Source organism: Psychrobacter glacincola (genome assembly GCF_904846075.1).
GTDB lineage: Bacteria > Pseudomonadota > Gammaproteobacteria > Pseudomonadales > Moraxellaceae > Psychrobacter > Psychrobacter glacincola_C.
Genome location: NZ_CAJGZH010000003.1, coordinates 454,908 through 474,682, shown reverse-complemented (window position 1 = coordinate 474,682; position 19,775 = coordinate 454,908). Strand labels below are relative to the sequence as shown.

Sequence of the window (19,775 nt, the reverse complement as noted above, 5' to 3'; positions counted from 1 at the left end):
ACTGCGCATCTCTTGAATGCGGTCAACTTTATTTTCACCAAGGATACTCCCATGGCAGCTTCAAGATCGACGCCGCGTACCGCTAGCCAGTCATATCGCCGTCAAGCGTTGATTTGGCTGATAATGACCTTGCTGCTGGGTGTGGTTACGGCTCTGATTTGGATGTTTAGTCAAACGCCAGCAATGGGTGCCAAAATTGAAAATGCCCCCATATCAGCACCGCAACCATTGAGTGCTGAGCTTGAGCAGCCCTTAAAAATAGAGTCGTTACACGAGCTTGATACCGACGTGCAGCCCATTAGTTTTGATACGACGGTGCGTGATTTGCGCAATTATCCTGCTGAGTTTAAAGACAAACGTTATTTGTTGGCGAATAAAGGTAAGTGGACAGTGCAGGTGATGAATGTCGCCGAAAACGATGTGATTGTCAGTTATCTAGAAGGCCGCGCAGACCGTAATAAATTTGCTTATTTCCGTTATCTTGACGATGAAAATCAAGTTCGCTATATGTTAACTTATGGGCTCATGAGTAGTCCACAAGAAGCCGTTGGCGCGGCAAAACTGATAGACTTTAAGTTGCCAGCCAATGTGCGCGTGTTGCCAGAAGAGATCAATCGTTATGTCGGTATCATTGATAATTATGAACGCCCTGATCCAGTTAAAGATTTGAGTATCAGACGCACACGTTCTGTTGATTTAAAACCGACTAAGCGCGAAGTGCCAGTGCGCCAGCCACTGCCAGAAACGGATAATGGGGACAATGCTGGTCGTAGCAGTCAAGAAACTGCCAGTAACAGCGACAATGAAAGTATCCGTCAGTCAGCGGATACCTCCGATACTTTATCGGTCACTGAAGAGCGTATTGTTGGCAATGAAGAGGAAGTCTCCTCTGTCACAGCACCTAAAAATGAAGGTAGTGGAACTAAGTCTGAATCAGAGAATAAAAAACCAGCGACATCAGGCACTGAAAATACCACTAAAAAACCCCCAGTAGTCGCAACACCAAAGCCGCCAAGTAGTACCAGTAGCACAAATTCTGGCGCAAACGCTACTAGCAAGAATACCAATCCTCCTAAGAACAGTAACGATAGTATGAAAACGCTGATAGAAGACAAAAATAATTAGAGTATATCTGTCCTTTGACCATATCGTTGATAGTTATGATAACCTCGTTACCACTATGATTGACAAAAACCCACTGACAAGCTGGTTAGTGGGGTTTTTTTTGGAGCATCATCCAGCATATAACTAGTACTAAAAATACATTTCCAAAAGAAGTTGATCTTAATTAAGTATCTCAACTAAGCCTTGTCACAGATACTATGTATCAAAATTTGCATAGAACATTTAATCATCCTATAACCAATAGTAATAAGTTCTCTTACAAAATATGGTGGGTGAATCGATAGAAAAGACTAGATTTTTTGTCCGTCATTAACTAATATAACTGTGGGCGACGTTCTGTATAGTTATCGTAAAAATTGTTTTTTAACAGTGAATTGGTAAACTTCTATCATTTAAAAGATACGTTACTAAAATTTTTTGTCTCAAGCGTTGTCACTTGCTATCTATAATTAAGCTATTGCAAGTGGCGCAACCTCTCTTATTATCGCTCTCTTTAGAGTGAATGAAGCGCTTGATTACAGAGCGTCAGATATTCAAAATTAATCAAATGCACGGTTATTACATGCGTAGTCAATCAGTCTGGATTGCTAGGCATGGTGTGATAACAAGTGACACTCAAGATAGCGACATTGCGTTATTGATGATTAGGTAACGGGTATACAGGGCTGTATGTCATTGCCAAGGGCGACCGTTTACTATCTTTTAATATGTTAATGATCTATTGAAATATCATGCAATGACTGGAAGTGCCAAAGCTTTCACCTTAGTCTCAAAGTATGATGTCTATGAGCGTCACACCATTTATTAATTCGGATATACGAATATTAATTATTAGCCCGTTCTGCTTACGGTCTTCAGTTTATGATCTGCATTGGATGCATAAATTGCCCGTTCACCTAAAAGGACTAGCCATGTCAATGATTTCCTCGCAAACCCACCTGGCCACGCCAGATGATTTTTCTGATAACTGTGGTTTTGGTTTGATCGCTCATATTGAGGGACAAGCCAGCCATGATTTGGTAAAAACTGCTATTCATAGTCTAAGCTGTATGACCCATCGCGGCGGTGTTGCTGCTGATGGTAGAACGGGTGATGGTTGTGGTCTACTACTGGCGACGCCTGTTGAGTTTTTTAGAGGTATTGCTGCTGAGCAAGGGTTCGCGATTACTGACAACTTTGCCGTTGGTATGATCTTTGTCAATTTAGATGAGACAAAAGCTCGTGATAGCCACCAAGTGCTTAGCGATGAGATTGTCGCCCAAGGATTAGAGGTTGCTGGCTGGCGTGATGTGCCGCTTGATTTGAGCATCGTCGGTGACATTGGCCGTGAGACTTTACCTGATTTTAAGCAAGTGTTTGTCAACGCACCCGATGATTTGGCAGCGGATGACTTTAACCGTAAACTGTTTGTCGCACGCAAAAAAGCAGAGCAGCGCTTGGCTGATGATGAGCTGTTTTATGTGTGCTCATTAAGCTGTCAGACGATTATCTATAAAGGTTTGGTGATGCCATCAGACTTGCCAGCATTTTTCTTGGATCTACAAGATGCGCGTTTGGCATCGCATATCGTGGTATTTCATCAACGTTTCTCCACCAATACCTTGCCGCGTTGGCCTTTGGCGCAGCCGTTTCGTTATCTTGCCCACAATGGCGAGTTGAACACCATCACAGGCAATCGCAACTGGTCTGAGGCACGGACGCCAAAACTAAAATCAGAAAAACTGCCCAATTTGAATGAGTTGACGCCACTGGTGAACAGTACGGGCTCTGACTCATCAAGCTTAGATAATATGCTTGAAGTCCTCATGTCAGGTGGTATGAATCTATTCCATGCGATGTCGATTCTCGTGCCACCTGCTTGGCAGAATGTCGATAGCATGGATATGGATTTGCGCGCCTTTTATGAGTTTTATTCGCAGCACATGGAAGCGTGGGATGGTCCAGCAGGTTTGGTGATTCAAGATGGACGCTATGCGGTCTGTATGCTTGATCGTAACGGTCTGCGCCCATCGCGCTGGGTGACGACCAAGAACGGCTATATCACCGTTGCTTCTGAAGTTGGTGTGTGGGATTACTCGCCAAAAGATGTATTGGCAAAAGGACGCGTTGGCCCTGGTCAAATGCTCGTTATTGATACTTTAACGGGTCAAATTTTAGATACTAAAGCGATTGCGACATTACTGAAAAAAGCCCATCCGTATCGTAAATGGCTGCGTGAAGAAGCAACCCGTATCCGTGATGATGAGCGTTTAGAGGAAGAATTAGCAGCGCAAACATGCCGTGGTAATGAGCTAAAAACACTGCAAAAAATGTATCACATCACCAATGAAGAGCGTACTGAAATTATCCGCCCCAACGCCGAAAATGGTCAAGAGCCTGTCGGTTCAATGGGTGATGATACGCCCATGGCAGTGTTGTCGCAGCAAATCCGCCATGTCGGTGACTTTTTCCGCCAGCAGTTCGCACAGGTGACCAATCCACCGATTGATCCATTGCGTGAATCTATCGTGATGTCATTGCAGACCTGCCTCGGTGCTGAGACCAATGTGTTTGCGCCATCAGCGCGAGATGCACACCGTATTATCTTATCGTCGCCTGTACTGTCAGCCAGCAAGATGCAGCAGCTTGAGACCTTGGGTGATCCAGCCTTTAAAATGGCGCGTATTGATTTAAACTATGATCGCACCCTTGAGTTATCAGAAGCCATCATGGCTATCTGCGAGCAAGTGGCTAACAGCATCCGAGCTGGTCACACTTTGATTGTGTTGTCTGATAAACACATCGATGCCGATAAAGTACCAGCCAACGCCATCATGGTAACGGGTGCGGTGCATCATTATTTGATTGGTCAAGGTATTCGTACTGATGCTAATTTAATCATTGAGACTGGTTTGGCGCGCGACTCGCATCAAGTGGCAGTATTGATTGGTTTTGGTGCGACTTGCGTGTATCCATACTTGGCTTATGATGTTATTGACGACTTAGTAGCGACTGGCGAGCTGCTTGGCGATCCGATTCAAGCGCGGGTTAATTTCCGTAAAGGCTTGGATAAAGGCTTGCTAAAAATCTTATCAAAAATGGGCATCTCGACCATTGTCTCTTATCGCGGCGCGCAGTTATTTGAAGCAGTCGGACTCTCTGAAGAGGTGGTGAGCCTATGTTTCAAAGGCGTACAGAGTCGTATTAAAGGTGCGACCTTTGTTGACTTAGCTGCCGATCAAGCACAGCTAGCGGCGAATGCTTTCAAGCGCCGCGCGCCACTCGATCAAGGTGGCTTACTGAAGTTTGTCTTCAACAAAGAATATCATGCCTTTAACCCAGACGTGATTAATAGCCTGCATACCGCGGTTCGTACGGGTGATTACGACAATTATCGTCATTATGCTGATTTGGTTAATAGCCGTCCTGTGGCGACCTTGCGTGATTTATTGCAATTAAAAACAGATAACTCTATCGATGTGAATGACGTAGAGGATATCTCATCCATTCTGACGCGCTTTGACTCGGCGGGCATGTCGTTAGGGGCATTGTCACCTGAAGCCCATGAAGCGATTGCCATGGCGATGAATACCATCGGTGGACGTTCAAACTCTGGTGAGGGCGGCGAAGATCCAGTACGTTATGGCACGCTGCGTAACTCAAAGATCAAACAAATTGCCTCGGGTCGTTTTGGCGTCACCCCAGCGTATTTGCGTTCAGCCGAAGTGATGCAAATCAAGGTTGCACAGGGTGCCAAGCCGGGTGAGGGAGGTCAGTTGCCGGGTGGTAAGGTCAATGCTCTGATTGCGCGCTTACGTTATTCTGTACCGGGTGTGACGTTGATTTCACCGCCACCGCATCATGATATCTATTCTATCGAAGATTTGGCGCAGCTGATTTTTGATTTAAAGCAAGTCAATCCAGATGCCTTGGTATCGGTGAAACTGGTCTCACGTCCGGGCGTTGGTACTATCGCGACTGGTGTGGCAAAAGCCTATGCCGATTTAATCACTATCTCAGGCTATGATGGCGGCACAGCAGCCTCTCCGCTATCGTCTATCCATCATGCAGGCTCACCATGGGAGCTAGGACTGGCTGAGACCCACCAATCACTACGAGTAAATGGCTTGCGTCATAAAGTTCGTATTCAAACTGATGGTGGTCTAAAGACTGGTCTTGATGTGGTAAAAGCCGCCATCCTTGGGGCAGAAAGCTTTGGCTTTGGTACCACGCCGATGATTGCCGTTGGTTGTAAATACCTACGCATTTGCCATCTTAATAATTGCCCGACTGGGGTTGCGACGCAAAAAGCCAAGCTACGTGATGAGCATTTCATTGGTGAAGCAGAGATGTTGATTAACTTCTTTAAATTTGTAGCAACTGAAACGCGTGAATGGCTTGCCGCCCTTGGTGTGCGTAGTATGGAAGAGTTGGTTGGACGTACTGACTTGCTTGAAGTATTAGAAGGCAACACGGATAAGCAGCGTCATTTGGATTTAACGCCATTATTATTTAGCCATCCGGCCAGTAGTGGTAAAGCCCAAACCTGTCAGGTTGAGCGTAATGAGCCGTTTGATAAAGGCTTACTCGCTGAACAGATGATTAGTGATATGCTGCTCAATATTCGTCAAGGTAATGGCGGCGATTATAGCTATTATGTCGGTAACTGTGATCGCTCTATTGGCGCGCGTATCTCTGGTGAGATTGCGCAAGTATGGGGCAACCTTGGCATGAGTGATATGCCAATTAAACTGCATCTGACTGGCACTGCTGGGCAGAGTTTGGGTGTCTGGAATGCAGGTGGTCTAAATATTGAGCTAGAAGGCGATGCCAATGATTATGTCGGCAAAGGCATGGCTGGCGGTGAGATTGTTATTTATCCACCAAAAGACTCAAGCTTTACGGCGCAAGAGACTGCCATTATTGGTAATACCTGCTTATATGGCGCAACGGGCGGCAAACTATATGCAGCTGGTACTGCTGGCGAGCGCTTTGGAGTACGTAACTCTGGCGCGCACGCAGTCATCGAAGGCACAGGCGATCATTGCTGTGAATATATGACAGGCGGTATTGTCACTATTCTTGGGCGTACGGGTCTCAACTTTGGAGCAGGTATGACAGGCGGCTTCGCTTATGTACTCGATATGGAAGGTGATTTCTTTGACCGTTGTAACCATGAGCTGATCGATCTGAATCGTATCTCAAGTGAGCAAACCGAAGAGCATCGTATTCATTTGCAGCAAGTGATTGAAGCACATGTTAATAAAACAGGCAGCGCGTGGGGTCAGACGATATTGGCTGACTTTGAGCACTATGTTCGTAAGTTTTATTTGGTGAAGCCTAAAGCGGCAAACATTGCGAGCCTTCTCAAAACCACCATGGCTGACCCACAATAGCTTTGCTTGGATTATCCAATGTTCCGCTTTTAAAAACCTTTTAACTCAGAGGTTTTCAGCAGGTAAGTGACGGTCACGATATAAAGCTCTTAATTTTGCGATAAATGAGACATCGTTGACTGTCACCGCCCACTTTAAAAAAGCTTGATATAAAAAGCCTCATATTAAAGAGACAATACCATGGCAAAACGCTTAGAAAATAGCTTTCAGTTTTTAGATGTACCACGGCTTGAGCCGACCAAAAAAGACATCGCAACGCGCTCAACGGAATTTGTTGAAATTTATAAACCGTTCGAGAGTGAAGCCGTTGCGCAGCAATCGCACCGCTGTCTGGAGTGTGGTAACCCTTATTGTGAATGGAAGTGCCCTGTACATAACTATATTCCTAACTGGCTCAAATTGGCCACCGAAGGGCAGATATTTCAAGCGGCTGAATTGTGTCACCGCACCAATACGTTGCCTGAGGTCTGCGGCCGCGTCTGTCCACAAGATCGCTTATGTGAAGGCGCTTGTACCTTAAATGATGGCTTTGGCGCTGTGACCATTGGTAATGTCGAAAAGTACATCAACGATACCGCCTTTGCACTTGGCTGGCGTCCGGATATGTCTGATGTGGTTTGGACAGATAAAAAAGTCGCGATCATCGGTGCAGGGCCAGCAGGTTTGGGCTGTGCGGATATACTCGTTAGAAACGGCGTAAAACCAGTTGTGTTTGATAAGCGTCCTGAAATTGGTGGTTTACTGACTTTTGGTATTCCAGAATTTAAAATGGAAAAGGACGTCATGCGTAACCGCCGTGTCATCTTTGAAGGCATGGGCATGGAATTTCGTCTTGAGACAGAAATCGGTACTGATATTAGTATTGATGAACTGTTAAGTGAGTACGATGCGGTATTTATGGGCATGGGTACTTACACTTATATGCGTGGCGGCTTTGCTGGTGAAGAACTAGAAGGCGTTCATGATGCGCTAGATTACCTAATTGCCAACGTCAATCGCTGCAACGATTGGGAAAAAAATCCTGAAGAATATATCGACTTTAAAGGCAAAAGAGTGGTGGTGCTAGGTGGTGGCGATACTGCGATGGATTGTAACCGTACCAGTATTCGCCAAGGCGCTGAGCAAGTAGTTTGTGCCTATCGCCGTGACGAAGAGAACATGCCAGGTTCGCGCCGCGAAGTGGTCAATGCTCGCGAGGAAGGCGTTGAGTTTCTATTCAATCGTCAACCGACAGAAATCATTGGTTTGAATGGTAAAGTGAATGGCGTGAAAGTCGTCACGACTCACTTGGGTGCGCCAGACAATCGTGGTCGTCAGCGTCCTGAGCCGATTCCTAATTCAGAAGAAATTATCCCATGTGATGCTGTGATTATGGCCTTTGGCTTCCGTCCTAGCCCTGCTGACTGGTTTGAGTCTCAGCAAGTGACAATGGACAGTTCCGGTCGCGTGCTGGCAGCAGAAAAGCAAACCTTTAAATTCCAAACCAAAAACCCCAAGATATTTGCTGGTGGTGATATGGTACGTGGTTCTGATTTGGTCGTGACCGCGATTTGGGAAGGTCGTGAAGCCGCTGAAGGTATTTTGGACTTCTTAGAGGTATAATGGGTTTGGTTGACATCCAATTATTGATAGCTCTATTTAGATCTCAAACGTCTTTTGCCTTTTAACAGGTAAGAGACGTTTTTTTTGATATCAGCAGTACATGATGGTTCGAGATTACTTTTCATTGACTATATATTCTTCAATTAATAAGAGTACCTGTGCGTGAAACCAAAAATTTGGCAACGATTTACTGCACCATTCATTGAACCTTATGCGCGCTATCAGCACGCTGATATCTTGCACGCCATACGTATCGGTGCAGCCATCGTGCTCGCCCTATTAGCCAATCAAATAAGCCATTTTCCACACGGAGAATGGACGACGATCACCGTCTTTATTATTTTAGGATTGCTACAGTATCAAGGCGCTATTTATACCAAAGCCAAAGAGCGAGTACTAGGCACGGTTTTGGGTATTGTCGTGGCATTTGCAATCTTATGGTTCAATAAAGGGACGGGGGCTTGGTTAGGGATAGAGTACCTACTTATTGGTATCGTCAGTGGGATTATTGGTTATTTTTCGGTCAGGCGGCTAGGGTATACTGGGTTACTCACTGGCATTACTATGCTGATGATCGTCTCTAACTTGAATCAAGTTAATATGGCGCAAGATGGTGTCTATCGTGCACTCAATATCTTAATCGGTACAGGTATTGCGGTCATGGTGACAGTGGTCTTACCTCTAAAGTCGACGTTGATGTGGCGATTTTTATTGGCAAATAATTTAGAAGCCTGTAGTACGCTTTATGCTGGTGTCGGGCATCATATCGATGCTGAAATAGTGGCTCCTAAATCGATGATTTATACTAAGACGATAAGCTCAGCTAGCCCAAACGATCCCAAAAATAGTGCTACTACAGATATGCCTGTTAATAAAGCGTTGATAAGATCGCTGCAGCAAATAAACAAGCGATTACTCGCAGTACGTCCACATATCGCTGCAACAGCAAGCGAGTCCGGCATTCATAAAGAGACGATAGAAACGATTCAGCGTACCCATCGCAATATCATTGGTACCATCGATTTATTGCTCAGTGCAGCACCGCGTTTGGCGAATATCGATATCGATGACAATAATCATACGCTACTGATTCACTATCAACACGAGCTCACCCAAGCCATGCAGCATATCGCGGCAGTACTACGCAGTCCAAGCGATCAGACTTTTCGACCTATTACGCGCATTGCGCTATCAGAATATCCTAGCGTACAGTATGCAACGTTTGAGTGGCAAGGATATTTTTGGTTGACGCAAACGTTGCAAGCACAACTGCAACAGTTAAGTGATCTGCTACAAACGACCAAACCGCAGTGGTATGCTGCTTCTGGTCTGCGCTATCAAAGGCGTGAGCAGCGTAGAATGAAAGAGCAGGGGGGCGAGTCCGATTTACACTTGTAAATATAGGAGATGCTGGCAAGTATTTGTCAGCACCTTTCAGCATTACCAATAGCCAAATGCGATGTTGTTAGGGTGTTTTTTTGTCGTTATGTGCTAGCATGTTTTGACCTTCAGCATCTTTTATCTTTTAATAGGTAAAAGGCGTTATTTTTTGGTCATGACTTTATCAGCGCTTTATCAGTGGTTAAGCCAGTAGCTAGAATTTAACCGATTTTTTATTCTTTCACTTATAAGAGATGCCCTGCGTGAAACCGACTTTTTGGCAACGATTGACCGCCCCGTTTGTAGAGCCTTATGCCCGTTATCAGCATGCAGATGTTTTGCATGCCGTGCGTTTGGGTCTGGCTGTACTTATTGCGCTCTTGTTAAATGAGTTTACGCACTTGCCGCATGGTGAGTGGACGACCATTACCGTGTTCGTGATTTTGGGTTTGTTGCAATATCAAGGGGCGATTTATACCAAGGCTAAAGAGCGGATATTGGGTACTTTGCTTGGGGTAGTGGTTGGGCTTAGTTTCTTATGGCTGATTAAAGATATCGGTGGCTGGTTGTGGCTATATTATGCACTGATTGGCATTATCAGTGGCATCATCGGTTATGTGGCAGTCAAGCAATTGGGCTATATCGGTCTGCTGACAGGTATTACCATGCTGATGATTGTGTCGAGTCCTGACCACAGCAATATTACTCAAGATGGCTTATATCGCGCGTTCAATATTTTGCTTGGTGCAGGAGTAGCGGTGGCCGCGACGTTAATTTTACCGCTGAAGTCGACGTTGATGTGGCGGTTTTTATTGGCCAGTAATCTTGAAACCTGCAGCAATTTGTATGCAGGGGTTGGCAATCATATTGATGCGGATGTATTAGTGCCCAAGCCATTTAAGTATAGTAAGGCGACCAGTTCGGCCAGTATTATTTATCCATCGAACAGCTCTATACCAGATACACCCGTCAATAAGTCTTTGGTGAAAGCGCTACAAAAAATCAATAAGCGTTTGCTTGCCGTGCGCCCGCATATCGCCGCCACAGCAAGTGAATCGGGTATTGAAAAGGAAACACTAGAAACCATTCAGCGTACTCATCGTAATATCATTGGCACCATTGATTTACTGTTAAGTGCCGCACCGCGTTTGGCTAATATTGAGATTGACGATGAAAATCATATTTTACTTATCCATTATCAGCACGAATTGACGCAAGCGATGCAGCATATGGCGGCGGTATTACGTAGTCCAAATGATGAAGTATTTCGACCGATTACGCGCATCGCCGTATCAGAATATCCAAGCGTAGAAAACTTAGGCTTTGAGTGGCAAGGCTATTTTTGGCTCACGCAAACCTTACAAGTACAATTGCAGCGGCTCAGTGATTTATTGCAAACGACTAAGCCGCAATGGTTTGCCGCCTCCGGTCTGCGCTATCAACGCCGCGAGCAGCGCCGTATCGAGCATAAAGGTAGTGAAACTGATTTGCACTTATAAATACAGTCAATCCTATATAAATCAGATACGGTGTCAGGCTCGCTTAGTCTACTATTGGTAGTACTTTCGCTCGCCTTCCTTGTATCCAAATTATATTGAACCGACTATAAAAGCTAAATAAAAGCCAATAAAGAATAAATAAAAAACGCTGACTTTATTAAGTCAGCATTTTTTTGCGGTAACAGTGATTAAAACAGCTATCAACAAACAGTGATTAACGACCAGTTTTTAGCTTATCCCAATACTGCTGATAGACTTGCAATGCTTCATCGCCCACATCTTCTTGGAATTCCGCTTTTGCCAGTACGTCTTTGCTCGGATAGATGGTTGGATTGTTTCTCACTTCTTCTGGCATCATCTCACGCGCAGCCATATTAGGCGAGGCATAACCAATCTCTTCGCTGACGATTTTAGAGTTCTCAGGACGCAGCAAGTAGTCAATAAACTTGTGGGCTGCATCAACTTGTTTGGCGTTTTTCGGAATCACAAAATTATCCATCCACAAGATAGCGCCTTCAGTTGGATATTTATAAACCAAGCTGGTCAAGCCTTCGTTATTGGCGATGATAGCTTCACCATTCCAGCTCATACCAACCGTGGTTTCGCCTTCCATATAAGGCATGCGCGAGGCATCCGAGTTAAAGGTCTTTACATTTGGCATCAAGGTCGTGAGCTTCTCATAAGCGGCTTTGATTTCGTCAGGATTTTTACTATTACCTGAATGCCCAAGGGTCAATAGCGCCATGCCAAACACTTCGCGCATATCGTTCATCAGCATCACTTGCCCTTTATACTCAGGACGCCATAAATCGTTCCAGCTATTTACGGTTGCAGGATCTACCTTGTCACCATTAATGGCAAGACCGGTGCTGCCCCACATATAAGGAATCGAATATTTGTTCTCTGGATCAACCTTGGTATTGGTAAAAGACGTATCAAGATTCTTAAAATTGCTCAATTTGGATTTATCGAGCTCTTGCAGTAAGCTTTCTTTGGCCATTTTTTCGACATAATAGGTCGATGGGATGGCTAAGTCATATTGGCTAGAATCGTCGAGTAGTTTGAGCTTGGCATACATGGCTTCATTAGAATCGAAAGTGGTGTAATTGACCCGAATACCTGTCTCCTCAGTAAAGCCGTCAAGGATTTCTTGCGGCATATACTCTGACCAGTTATACAGATTGAGCGTTTCAGCACTCGCCGCTGTACCATCAGCCGCCGTATTGTCTGACTTACTACAGCTAGCAAGTGCTAGCCCAACAGCCACGGCTAATAGTGCTTTTGGTAGTATATGAGCGCTACGAGCAATGTTGTGGGGCGATGATGAATGAGTCAAAATATCTCTCCTAAATAAGAATGATGCAAATGAGTAAAAAGTTAAATGATAGATAATGGAAGCTAAGGGCTAAATACTAAGTGCTGAATACTAAGTGCTGAATATAAGGTATCGAGCCAGTTGTGAAACTATTATGGCTATGATTGTTAAGAATTTAAAGGGCAAGGAGGAAGTTCGTTCTTCATAATATTGTTAAAAGTGGCACTGATAAATGGCTGAAGAATCTATAAAAGCACAAATATGAGATTTACTGCTGTCTTTGAGTAAGATAATAAGCGTAAATAATCATGCTATGATGAGAGCTGCTTTACCCTTAAGCCATGAGTTTACAACGTGGTTTTTATAAGATGCAAAGATTACTGATAAAATAAAAACAATCGAATGTTAATTAAATGGTTCGAATTAAAAGAGGCAAAAGATGAATAATCGTAAACGCGCTGGACTGATTACTGCTGTGCTTGGCATAATTGCCTTTATGACCATGTTTAACGCTGGCTCGCCGACACCTATCGTTAATTGGCCGGTTGAGACGTACATGGGTTTGGCATTTACGATTGGCTGGTTGAGTAATGTGCCTGTTTGGTTGGCCTATGTGCTGGCAGCGGTGGTGCTTATTTTGATCGTGATCGGATTTTATAAAATTGGTAGTTGGATTTATAGTTTAATGACGAAGCGTGATTAGATTTATCTAGGACGTGTCCTTATTTTAAAAATGAAAACACGTCCTAGATAAATAGCAATTTGCAAAGTCTGATTATTAAGACGCAATATGAAACTGCTCAAGCACCGACTGAATACCGCGCTCCTCAATCGTACCCGTAACAAAGTCTGCGCGCGCAATCAACTCTTGCTTTGCATCACCCATCGCCACCGCATAGCCGACCAAGTCAAACATCTCTAAATCATTCATTCCATCACCAAACGCCATACACTCACTGGCATCTACCCCATAATATTGACAGACGTCTTTAATGCCTCGCGCCTTGGATGCCTCTATCGGTAAGATATCTGCGCCGATATGATGCCAATGGACGAGCTTTAACTCGTACTGGGCAAAATCGACGTCCTGCATTTTCTCTTGTTGATTGTTAAAAAATACTGAGCATTGATAGACGGTATTCCCTTTATGATATTCAGGGTCAACGATAGAGTTTGGCGTGATGGCATTAAACTCGCGCAAGCGCTCATTTTCACCTGACCAAGCGATATGGGTGGCAGAGTCAAACTTATGAATCAACTCGCTCTGCTGGCACAGACGCACGATTGTATCCGTTTGCTCAGCGGACAACGGATAGTGGCTAATTCGACCCTTTTTATCAAAACTATACTGTCCATTCATACAAATAATCGCATCTAAGACATCAGCTTCGAGCAAGGCTAAAATATCTGCTGGCAATATGGCTTTGGAGCGTCCCGTTGAAATCACCAGCTTAATATCAGTACCTGCAAGCTGCTCAAGGGTCGCTTTATTGTGTTCGGCAATGATGCCATTGCGGCTCAAGGTATCATCGATGTCAAAAAAGATGATTTTGGGTGTCGGAGTGTTGATAGTCATACTTTCTTTGGCGATTTTGTCTTCGATAAACATGATGATCCTATTGTTTTTTAGTCGTTTCAATACCAATGATTTAGATACTACTACAACACACCCAAAGAGATAAATACCTATAAAGTAACCTGCGATGATGCAAATTTGGCTACTGCTGCGGTATTCGCTTTGCTGGCGGTGCGATTGATTTGCGCTTATTCGAAAGGTTAACAAAAACCCTAAACGATATAATTAACTTAATAGTGGCTATTTATTATAAGGTTAAGATTAACGATCAATATCAGTTAACAAAATGATGAACGGTTTTTATCAGTGTATCCGCTATCTAAAGGAGCTAGTATGAAAATTTTTACCTTAAAATCAGTCACCGCTTTGACGGCACTGGCAACATTGGCACTATCTGCCAATGCCTTTGCAATGGATGTTAAGTTTAACGATGCTGCTTGGAAAGGCAAAAAAATACCTGAAGGGCAGCAGTGTCTAAACTATGATGGCAAAAATCCAGCCACGCCGAGCATGACGGTCTCAAACATACCGATGGGCGCGGAGAGCTTGGTTTTCGTTTACAGCGATGTGAGTAATAAACGTATGCAACATGGTGGACATGGCATTGTAGAGTTTAACCTACCAGAAGGTGCTACGAGTGCTGAGATTCCACGTGTGTTTGGGCATACTTATGAAGTGCCTGTCGGGATTGAGATGGTCGCGGAATATCGTAGCCGTGCAGGGGAAGCGGGAGGGGCGTATAAACCGCCTTGTTCAGGTGGCAAAAACCATCTGTATACGGTAGATGTGCAGGCATGGCAAGGCGATAGTGTGCTTGCTGAGACAACGGTTGAGATGGGTCGGTATTGATGCCTTGGTCGTTTTAATGAGCGTAAAAAAGCCGTCTATGCCGTGTGTATAGACGGCTTTTTAGTAAGAGTAAGTGATGTTTGCAACGTCTGAGCCATGAGTAAGTGTGGGTCAGTCGTATGTTAGGGTTGAGACCGTGCTATAGGAAGATATAGATTAGGCTTGTTAACTATTAGACTAATGATATCGCAGTCATTGTGCCAAGTTTTATAGTACAATTGTACTCCGAGAAATGTCAGCATCCTAACTCATTAAAATTTCAATGCTTATTTCTAGAAATACAATGATGCTAGATGACAAAAAACCACTAAGAAAAAAAATTTTATTGATTATACTTTATCTTAAATTAGATCAGGTTTTTATAAATAAGGTTTCTCATGACTATAGCGACAAGCCATACTCCAGAAAGCAAAAAAATAAATGGCGAGCATATTCTTATCAACATGATATATATCGCCAAAAATGTCGACCTAGATTCGGGAATCGAGCTGACTCGCGCGCTTGAGTATTGGCGAAGGTATTTTGAAGAAAATAATATAGCTTCAGCTTTAGTCATTAGTGAAGGTTATTTCGTTCAAAGTTTTCAAGGGACAAGGCCCGCTATCAATATTGCCTTAGAAAAAATACTTGACGAGCATTCAACGATTTTTCCCAATATTGTTAATATAGAGGAAATAGAGTCGCGTCAATGGAATGGGTTTTTAGTGAAACATCTAACATCAAGCGCTGAAGATGAAGAGTATGCCCTCAAAAGCTTCTCAGCAGGTTCTGACTATAATCCCTATCTAATGACAAGTGCTCAGATTAAAAGTTTTTTGACAGCAGTTTTTAAAGATACCAAATCCAGCAATTTTTAGATAAGTTCTCTATTATAACTAGCGTAAAAAAGCCGTCTATACAGTGTGTAGGCGGCTTTTTAGTTGTTTTCAATATCTTATATTTATAGATCGTAAAGGTTGAGCGTTGTAATTCTACATATGTTGTGTATTATCATCTGAGGCGTTCGCTATTTGAATAACTTAAACGGATTGTATTTATGAAAAAACTGTCTCTATTGCTTGTAACGCTTTTAGGATCATCAATCGTATTAAATGGTTGCGCTACTGCGAGTCTTGTAAGCTACACCAAAACTGACCATGTGGAAGAGCATGTAAAAAATGTCTTATCTGAGAACGTTATTGCCGTTGGATATCCTAATAAGCCAATAAAAGGATACGAGGATGCTATGATTCTAGCAGGTAAAAACTATAGTCTTTTAGTGCAACCTGCGGTCGACTCTCACACATCTTCTGATATATTTAGAAGAATTTTCGCTCAAGTAGATTTAGGCTCACTATATATCGATACTCTACCCTCATACTCAACTTACAATGTTCAGCAAAAACTCAAGCCAATTCAAACCAGTTAGTTATTAATATAGATGGTAATAAAACAAGTAAGATTAAAGATATACCAACATTTATTGGCTTGTTGTATGCAAAGCCAATAAATGAAATAAAGCGCAATGAGCAGTTACAGTTGGAAAATTTCGGTTTTGAGTGTCAGACAGCAATTATTGCCGAGCAACAAAATATGATTTGTCAGCGTATAGTGCGCATTGAGCTGACAGTAGCTTCTGCAGTACAGAATATTGATCAGATAAACCATAAGCTAAAACAACCTTTAACGATTCAATTGAATCAAAAATGGGAAGTTAGTGATCATGCTAATAAGCTTGGCGTTGTTCTATTGCCAGTGACCATGGCAGTAGACATAGTCACTTTTCCTATCCAAGCTGTAGGCGCTGGACTTTTATATGCAGCTTTTGCGAATGCAAAATTTTAAAGTTTAAGAGATTTAGTAGCAAAATGAGATAGGCGTAATGCTATTAATGAATAGAATAGTTACCTTTGTAGATTAGTATTCGTAGGCTAATTTTTTAGCCTATGCTACCAACCCTATGCACTAAAAGCACAGCCTACGTTTGTTGCTATCATTTAACCAGCTACGCTACCCAATTCATATATAGGCAAATAAAGAGCAATAATGGTCAAAGGAATAAGAAGAATAGCCAAAGCTAAGAGAAAATATTGAGTGGTAGCTTGCCATTTTTTTGACGGTTCCAATAAATAAACCAAGGGTATTGGGATCAAAGCTAACCCTAGCCAGTATTTATGAGTATTTAACACTAGCTTAGCAAATACTGGTATATCAACACCAAAACTTTTATATAGTTCTTCAAAAGTGGGAATCACCAAAATTCCTGCAAGTGCGCAGAATAAAAATAAAAAAGATACAATTATTGCTAAAGCTTTCATATAGTCACTAATAATTAAAGTCGTAGGCTGCGTCCAGTGTAAGATTTTTTAATGTTACTAATCTCATCGGTGCTTGGAACGCACCCTACGCGCGCTCGCAACATTTGACCGATGAGGAAGACTTGGTCATTCCGATTTTGGGGTTACGGCAGGGTTAGGGGGTGTTGATTTCTTATTTTTGATAAATAAATCATACCGTAGGCTAGGCTAGGCTAGGCTAGGCTTTTAGCCCAGCTTACGCTTACTTAATAAATTAATCCTCAATAATGATAGTGACTGAGTTACCACCAATTAAAATTAATTCTTTTGCAGTTACAGAACCAATGCAACGAGAACTCACAGAGACTTTACTACCTTTTTCTTTAGCTATTCTTACAATCTCTTTTATAGTAGTTGAACCCAGCCCATCTCTGATTTCTAAGTTCGCTCCCATTCTTGCTAGCTCTTTTGCTGTTACTGATCCAATTGACATTTCTTAATCCTCAATAATTTAAATTCGGAGTTACGCACGTCTGTCTATTAGCCGTATTGACCCCTGCCGTCAAATCCGTACAGTTAAACTTGGGAGATTTTAATTACGCAGCCTGACAATAAAAGTCAAACCACACCTGTCTTGGCGTTTTATAGCCCAAGCCCTTTTGAATCCTAGTCTGATTATAATACAACTCAATATAGCCAATGATATCGCTGATCGCTACAAACCTTGTTTTATAGTCTTGGTGATACACCAGCTCATTCTTTAATGTGCCCCAGAAGCTTTCTATCGGAGCGTTGTCAAAGCAATTACCTTTACCACTCATTGAGCCTTTAAAATGATGCTGATTGATGATTTTGTGATAGGCATGACTGCAATACTGGCTGCCTCTGTCAGAGTGCACAATCAATCCTTGGCTTGGACGTTTATTTTTGATTGCCATATTGAGTGCACGGCATACTAGATCAGCGGTCATACGTTTGTTAATGGCATAGCCGACCAGCTCTTTGGTGTATAAGTCTTTAACGCCTGCCAAGTACAGCCAGCCCTCATTTGTCCAGATATAGGTGATGTCACTGACCCACGCTTGGTTAGGGCGACTGGCATGAAACTTCTGATCCAGTACGTTTGGATAGACCAGCTTATTGTGATTAGAGTCTGTCGTAATTTTAAAGCGCTTGTGGCGACGGCATTTGATGCCATGTTCCTCTTTAATGCTTCTAACCATGTATAGGCTAATGTCATGGCCTTGCTCGGTGAGCGTTGCATGCAAACGCTCATAACCATAACGTTCTTTACTTTCACTGTGAGCGGCTTTAACTAGTAGCTCACAATGGTTGCGGTGTATCTGCTGCTCGCTGATATCGCGACTACTCCAGTCGTAATAACTTGATGGTTTGACGCTTAACACATAGCACATAGTGGTGATGCTAAATATCTGCTGATTGTCTTTAATAAAGGCGTACCTGACTAGCTGTGCTTGGCGAAGTACGCCGTCGCCTTTTTTAATATCTCTCGCTCCTCTTCGGCAACTTTAAGCTGTCGTTTGAGGCGCTTGTTATCTTCTAGAACAGCTATAAGCTGTGGATCATACTGCTCAGTGCCTACAAGCTTGCCTTGATTAGCTTTGTTGTTCCAATTCGATAAGGTTTGCATGGCGATGCCAAGCTGCTTTGCAGTTGCTGAAATATTGCCGTTGTTGTCTGTGATCTTTTTAACAGCTTCGGCTTTAAATTCGTTACTGTAGGTTCTTATTTTCTTGGTCATGGTAAACTCCGATTAATACGCTTAGTTTACCAAGTTTATCTCTACGGTTTCTTCAGCATAGCTCAGTATAACATTATTCAATAAAGCTTACATGCACAAGCCAATTCCTTTCAGATGAATTAACGTATTAGAGTGCATATACCTACTAATTCAAACATCTACTAATTCTGCAATTTTCTCTGCGACAACTTTCATTGAATCTTCAGCAGTATCTAAACCAGTTCTTGAAGCTAGCATAGGACTGACATTTCGTAATGCCTCATAAGATGTATTATGTATGATAGGAATAAGTTGGTTACCTGCCAATAATGTTGAAAGCTCTTTGTCGGCGACACTTTCTTTTGGTAAACGTTCTAGCATTGCGGGGGTTACCAATACGAGTCCTATCCGAGAGTTCGCCAAACCTTTATCAATTGCACGCATCATAGGCACACCAAGTCCAAGGTCTTTCTCGCTAAACCAAACTTTTACACCTGCAGCTTCAAGTAAATCGTATAACTCTTTTGCTGCCTCTTTACGATCACCCCAAGCATGACACAAAAAGACATCACGAAGATCAGGTTGTTGAGCTGCTCTAGTCTCAATGACCTCTCGGATTGGATTAAGTGATTGAATTTGAGCAGACGTATACGTTAAGGATGAACTTGACTTAGACCAACGTGGTTTTACACTGCGGTTTGACCCACCGCTACTTCCGCTAGTTCTAGCTGAAGAGTAAGATGAAGTCGCGTAAGAAGGACTATAGCTTCTGCTACCGTAATTACCATAACGTCCACTACATGCAGGGCAGTCAGCTGCAGCACTTGCACTACGATGTCCTCTTGTTGGTGCTGTACATCTAGCCATATTGCTTTACCTCTCTAATTTAAATGAGTAGTTCTAATATCCATAATATTTGGATACGTTTAAGTAACTTACATACTAAAGAAAATTTAGTCGAAACATTAAATTTCTCAACTAGTATAAATTTGATAAGTACGATTGCATACAATTATCGACTAATATCCCTCGTTATA

General features: G+C 42.9%; 16 protein-coding genes. 10 read left to right on the top strand and 6 right to left on the bottom strand.

The window, feature by feature from the left end; translation table 11 throughout:
* Positions 1-51: 51 nt before the first annotated feature.
* The 5 genes from JMW85_RS13190 to JMW85_RS13170 all read left to right on the top strand — a co-directional run bounded on the left by JMW85_RS13190 (position 52) and on the right by JMW85_RS13170 (position 10,981).
* The gene (locus JMW85_RS13190) at positions 52-1,125 is read left to right on the top strand and encodes a hypothetical protein (RefSeq protein ID WP_201582074.1); all 1,074 of its coding nucleotides are present in this window, start codon (positions 52-54) and stop codon (positions 1,123-1,125) included.
* A gap of 911 nt (positions 1,126-2,036) precedes the next feature.
* The gene (gltB, locus tag JMW85_RS13185; RefSeq protein WP_201582073.1) at positions 2,037-6,500 is read left to right on the top strand and encodes a glutamate synthase large subunit; all 4,464 of its coding nucleotides are present in this window, start codon (positions 2,037-2,039) and stop codon (positions 6,498-6,500) included.
* A 180-nt stretch (positions 6,501-6,680) separates the two neighbouring features.
* Complete coding sequence (locus JMW85_RS13180) at positions 6,681-8,102, top strand: FAD-dependent oxidoreductase (protein WP_201582072.1); 1,422 nt, start codon at positions 6,681-6,683, stop codon at positions 8,100-8,102.
* Positions 8,103-8,264: 162 nt separating this feature from the next.
* Positions 8,265-9,500, top strand: coding sequence for an FUSC family protein (locus JMW85_RS13175; protein WP_201582071.1), 1,236 nt, complete (start codon positions 8,265-8,267; stop codon positions 9,498-9,500).
* 236 nt (positions 9,501-9,736) lie between these two features.
* Entirely contained in the window at positions 9,737-10,981 is a 1,245-nt protein-coding gene (locus JMW85_RS13170) for an FUSC family protein (protein ID WP_201582070.1), read from the top strand.
* Between the two features lie 214 nt (positions 10,982-11,195).
* On the opposite strand, the gene JMW85_RS13165 is transcribed toward JMW85_RS13170, so the two are convergent.
* On the bottom strand, positions 11,196-12,317 hold the full coding sequence (locus JMW85_RS13165) for an ABC transporter substrate-binding protein (protein ID WP_227681884.1): 1,122 nt from the start codon (positions 12,315-12,317) through the stop codon (positions 11,196-11,198).
* A gap of 418 nt (positions 12,318-12,735) precedes the next feature.
* On the opposite strand from JMW85_RS13165, the gene JMW85_RS13160 reads away from it, so the two are divergent.
* Positions 12,736-12,999, top strand: a complete 264-nt coding sequence (locus tag JMW85_RS13160) for a hypothetical protein (protein WP_201582069.1) — start codon at positions 12,736-12,738, stop codon at positions 12,997-12,999.
* A gap of 75 nt (positions 13,000-13,074) precedes the next feature.
* On the opposite strand, the gene JMW85_RS13155 is transcribed toward JMW85_RS13160, so the two are convergent.
* Entirely contained in the window at positions 13,075-13,905 is an 831-nt protein-coding gene (locus JMW85_RS13155) for a Cof-type HAD-IIB family hydrolase (RefSeq protein ID WP_227681881.1), read from the bottom strand.
* 300 nt (positions 13,906-14,205) lie between these two features.
* Here JMW85_RS13155 and JMW85_RS13150 point away from each other — a divergent pair, with 300 nt between their 5' ends.
* The 4 genes from JMW85_RS13150 to JMW85_RS13135 all read left to right on the top strand — a co-directional run bounded on the left by JMW85_RS13150 (position 14,206) and on the right by JMW85_RS13135 (position 16,545).
* Positions 14,206-14,721, top strand: a complete 516-nt coding sequence (locus tag JMW85_RS13150) for a hypothetical protein (RefSeq protein WP_201582068.1) — start codon at positions 14,206-14,208, stop codon at positions 14,719-14,721.
* Between the two features lie 377 nt (positions 14,722-15,098).
* Positions 15,099-15,578: a BLUF domain-containing protein gene (locus JMW85_RS13145; RefSeq protein ID WP_201560974.1), complete on the top strand. Its 480-nt coding sequence runs from the start codon at positions 15,099-15,101 to the stop codon at positions 15,576-15,578.
* A gap of 179 nt (positions 15,579-15,757) precedes the next feature.
* Positions 15,758-16,129: a hypothetical protein gene (locus JMW85_RS13140; protein WP_201582067.1), complete on the top strand. Its 372-nt coding sequence runs from the start codon at positions 15,758-15,760 to the stop codon at positions 16,127-16,129.
* A 110-nt stretch (positions 16,130-16,239) separates the two neighbouring features.
* The gene (locus tag JMW85_RS13135) at positions 16,240-16,545 is read left to right on the top strand and encodes a hypothetical protein (RefSeq protein ID WP_201582066.1); all 306 of its coding nucleotides are present in this window, start codon (positions 16,240-16,242) and stop codon (positions 16,543-16,545) included.
* 152 nt (positions 16,546-16,697) lie between these two features.
* Here the strand turns inward: JMW85_RS13135 and JMW85_RS13130 are convergent, their stop codons facing one another.
* The 4 genes from JMW85_RS13130 to JMW85_RS13115 all read right to left on the bottom strand — a co-directional run bounded on the left by JMW85_RS13130 (position 16,698) and on the right by JMW85_RS13115 (position 19,605).
* The gene (locus JMW85_RS13130; protein WP_055124816.1) at positions 16,698-17,018 is read right to left on the bottom strand and encodes a hypothetical protein; all 321 of its coding nucleotides are present in this window, start codon (positions 17,016-17,018) and stop codon (positions 16,698-16,700) included.
* A 253-nt stretch (positions 17,019-17,271) separates the two neighbouring features.
* On the bottom strand, positions 17,272-17,490 hold the full coding sequence (locus JMW85_RS13125) for a hypothetical protein (protein ID WP_201582065.1): 219 nt from the start codon (positions 17,488-17,490) through the stop codon (positions 17,272-17,274).
* A gap of 103 nt (positions 17,491-17,593) precedes the next feature.
* A protein-coding gene (locus JMW85_RS13120) for an IS3 family transposase (RefSeq protein ID WP_201582064.1) occupies positions 17,594-18,759 on the bottom strand; the annotation gives its coding sequence in 2 pieces (ribosomal slippage) (positions 17,594-18,501 and positions 18,501-18,759; 1,167 coding nt in all).
* A gap of 150 nt (positions 18,760-18,909) precedes the next feature.
* The gene (locus JMW85_RS13115; RefSeq protein WP_201582063.1) at positions 18,910-19,605 is read right to left on the bottom strand and encodes a toll/interleukin-1 receptor domain-containing protein; all 696 of its coding nucleotides are present in this window, start codon (positions 19,603-19,605) and stop codon (positions 18,910-18,912) included.
* Between the last annotated feature and the right edge of the window lie 170 nt (positions 19,606-19,775).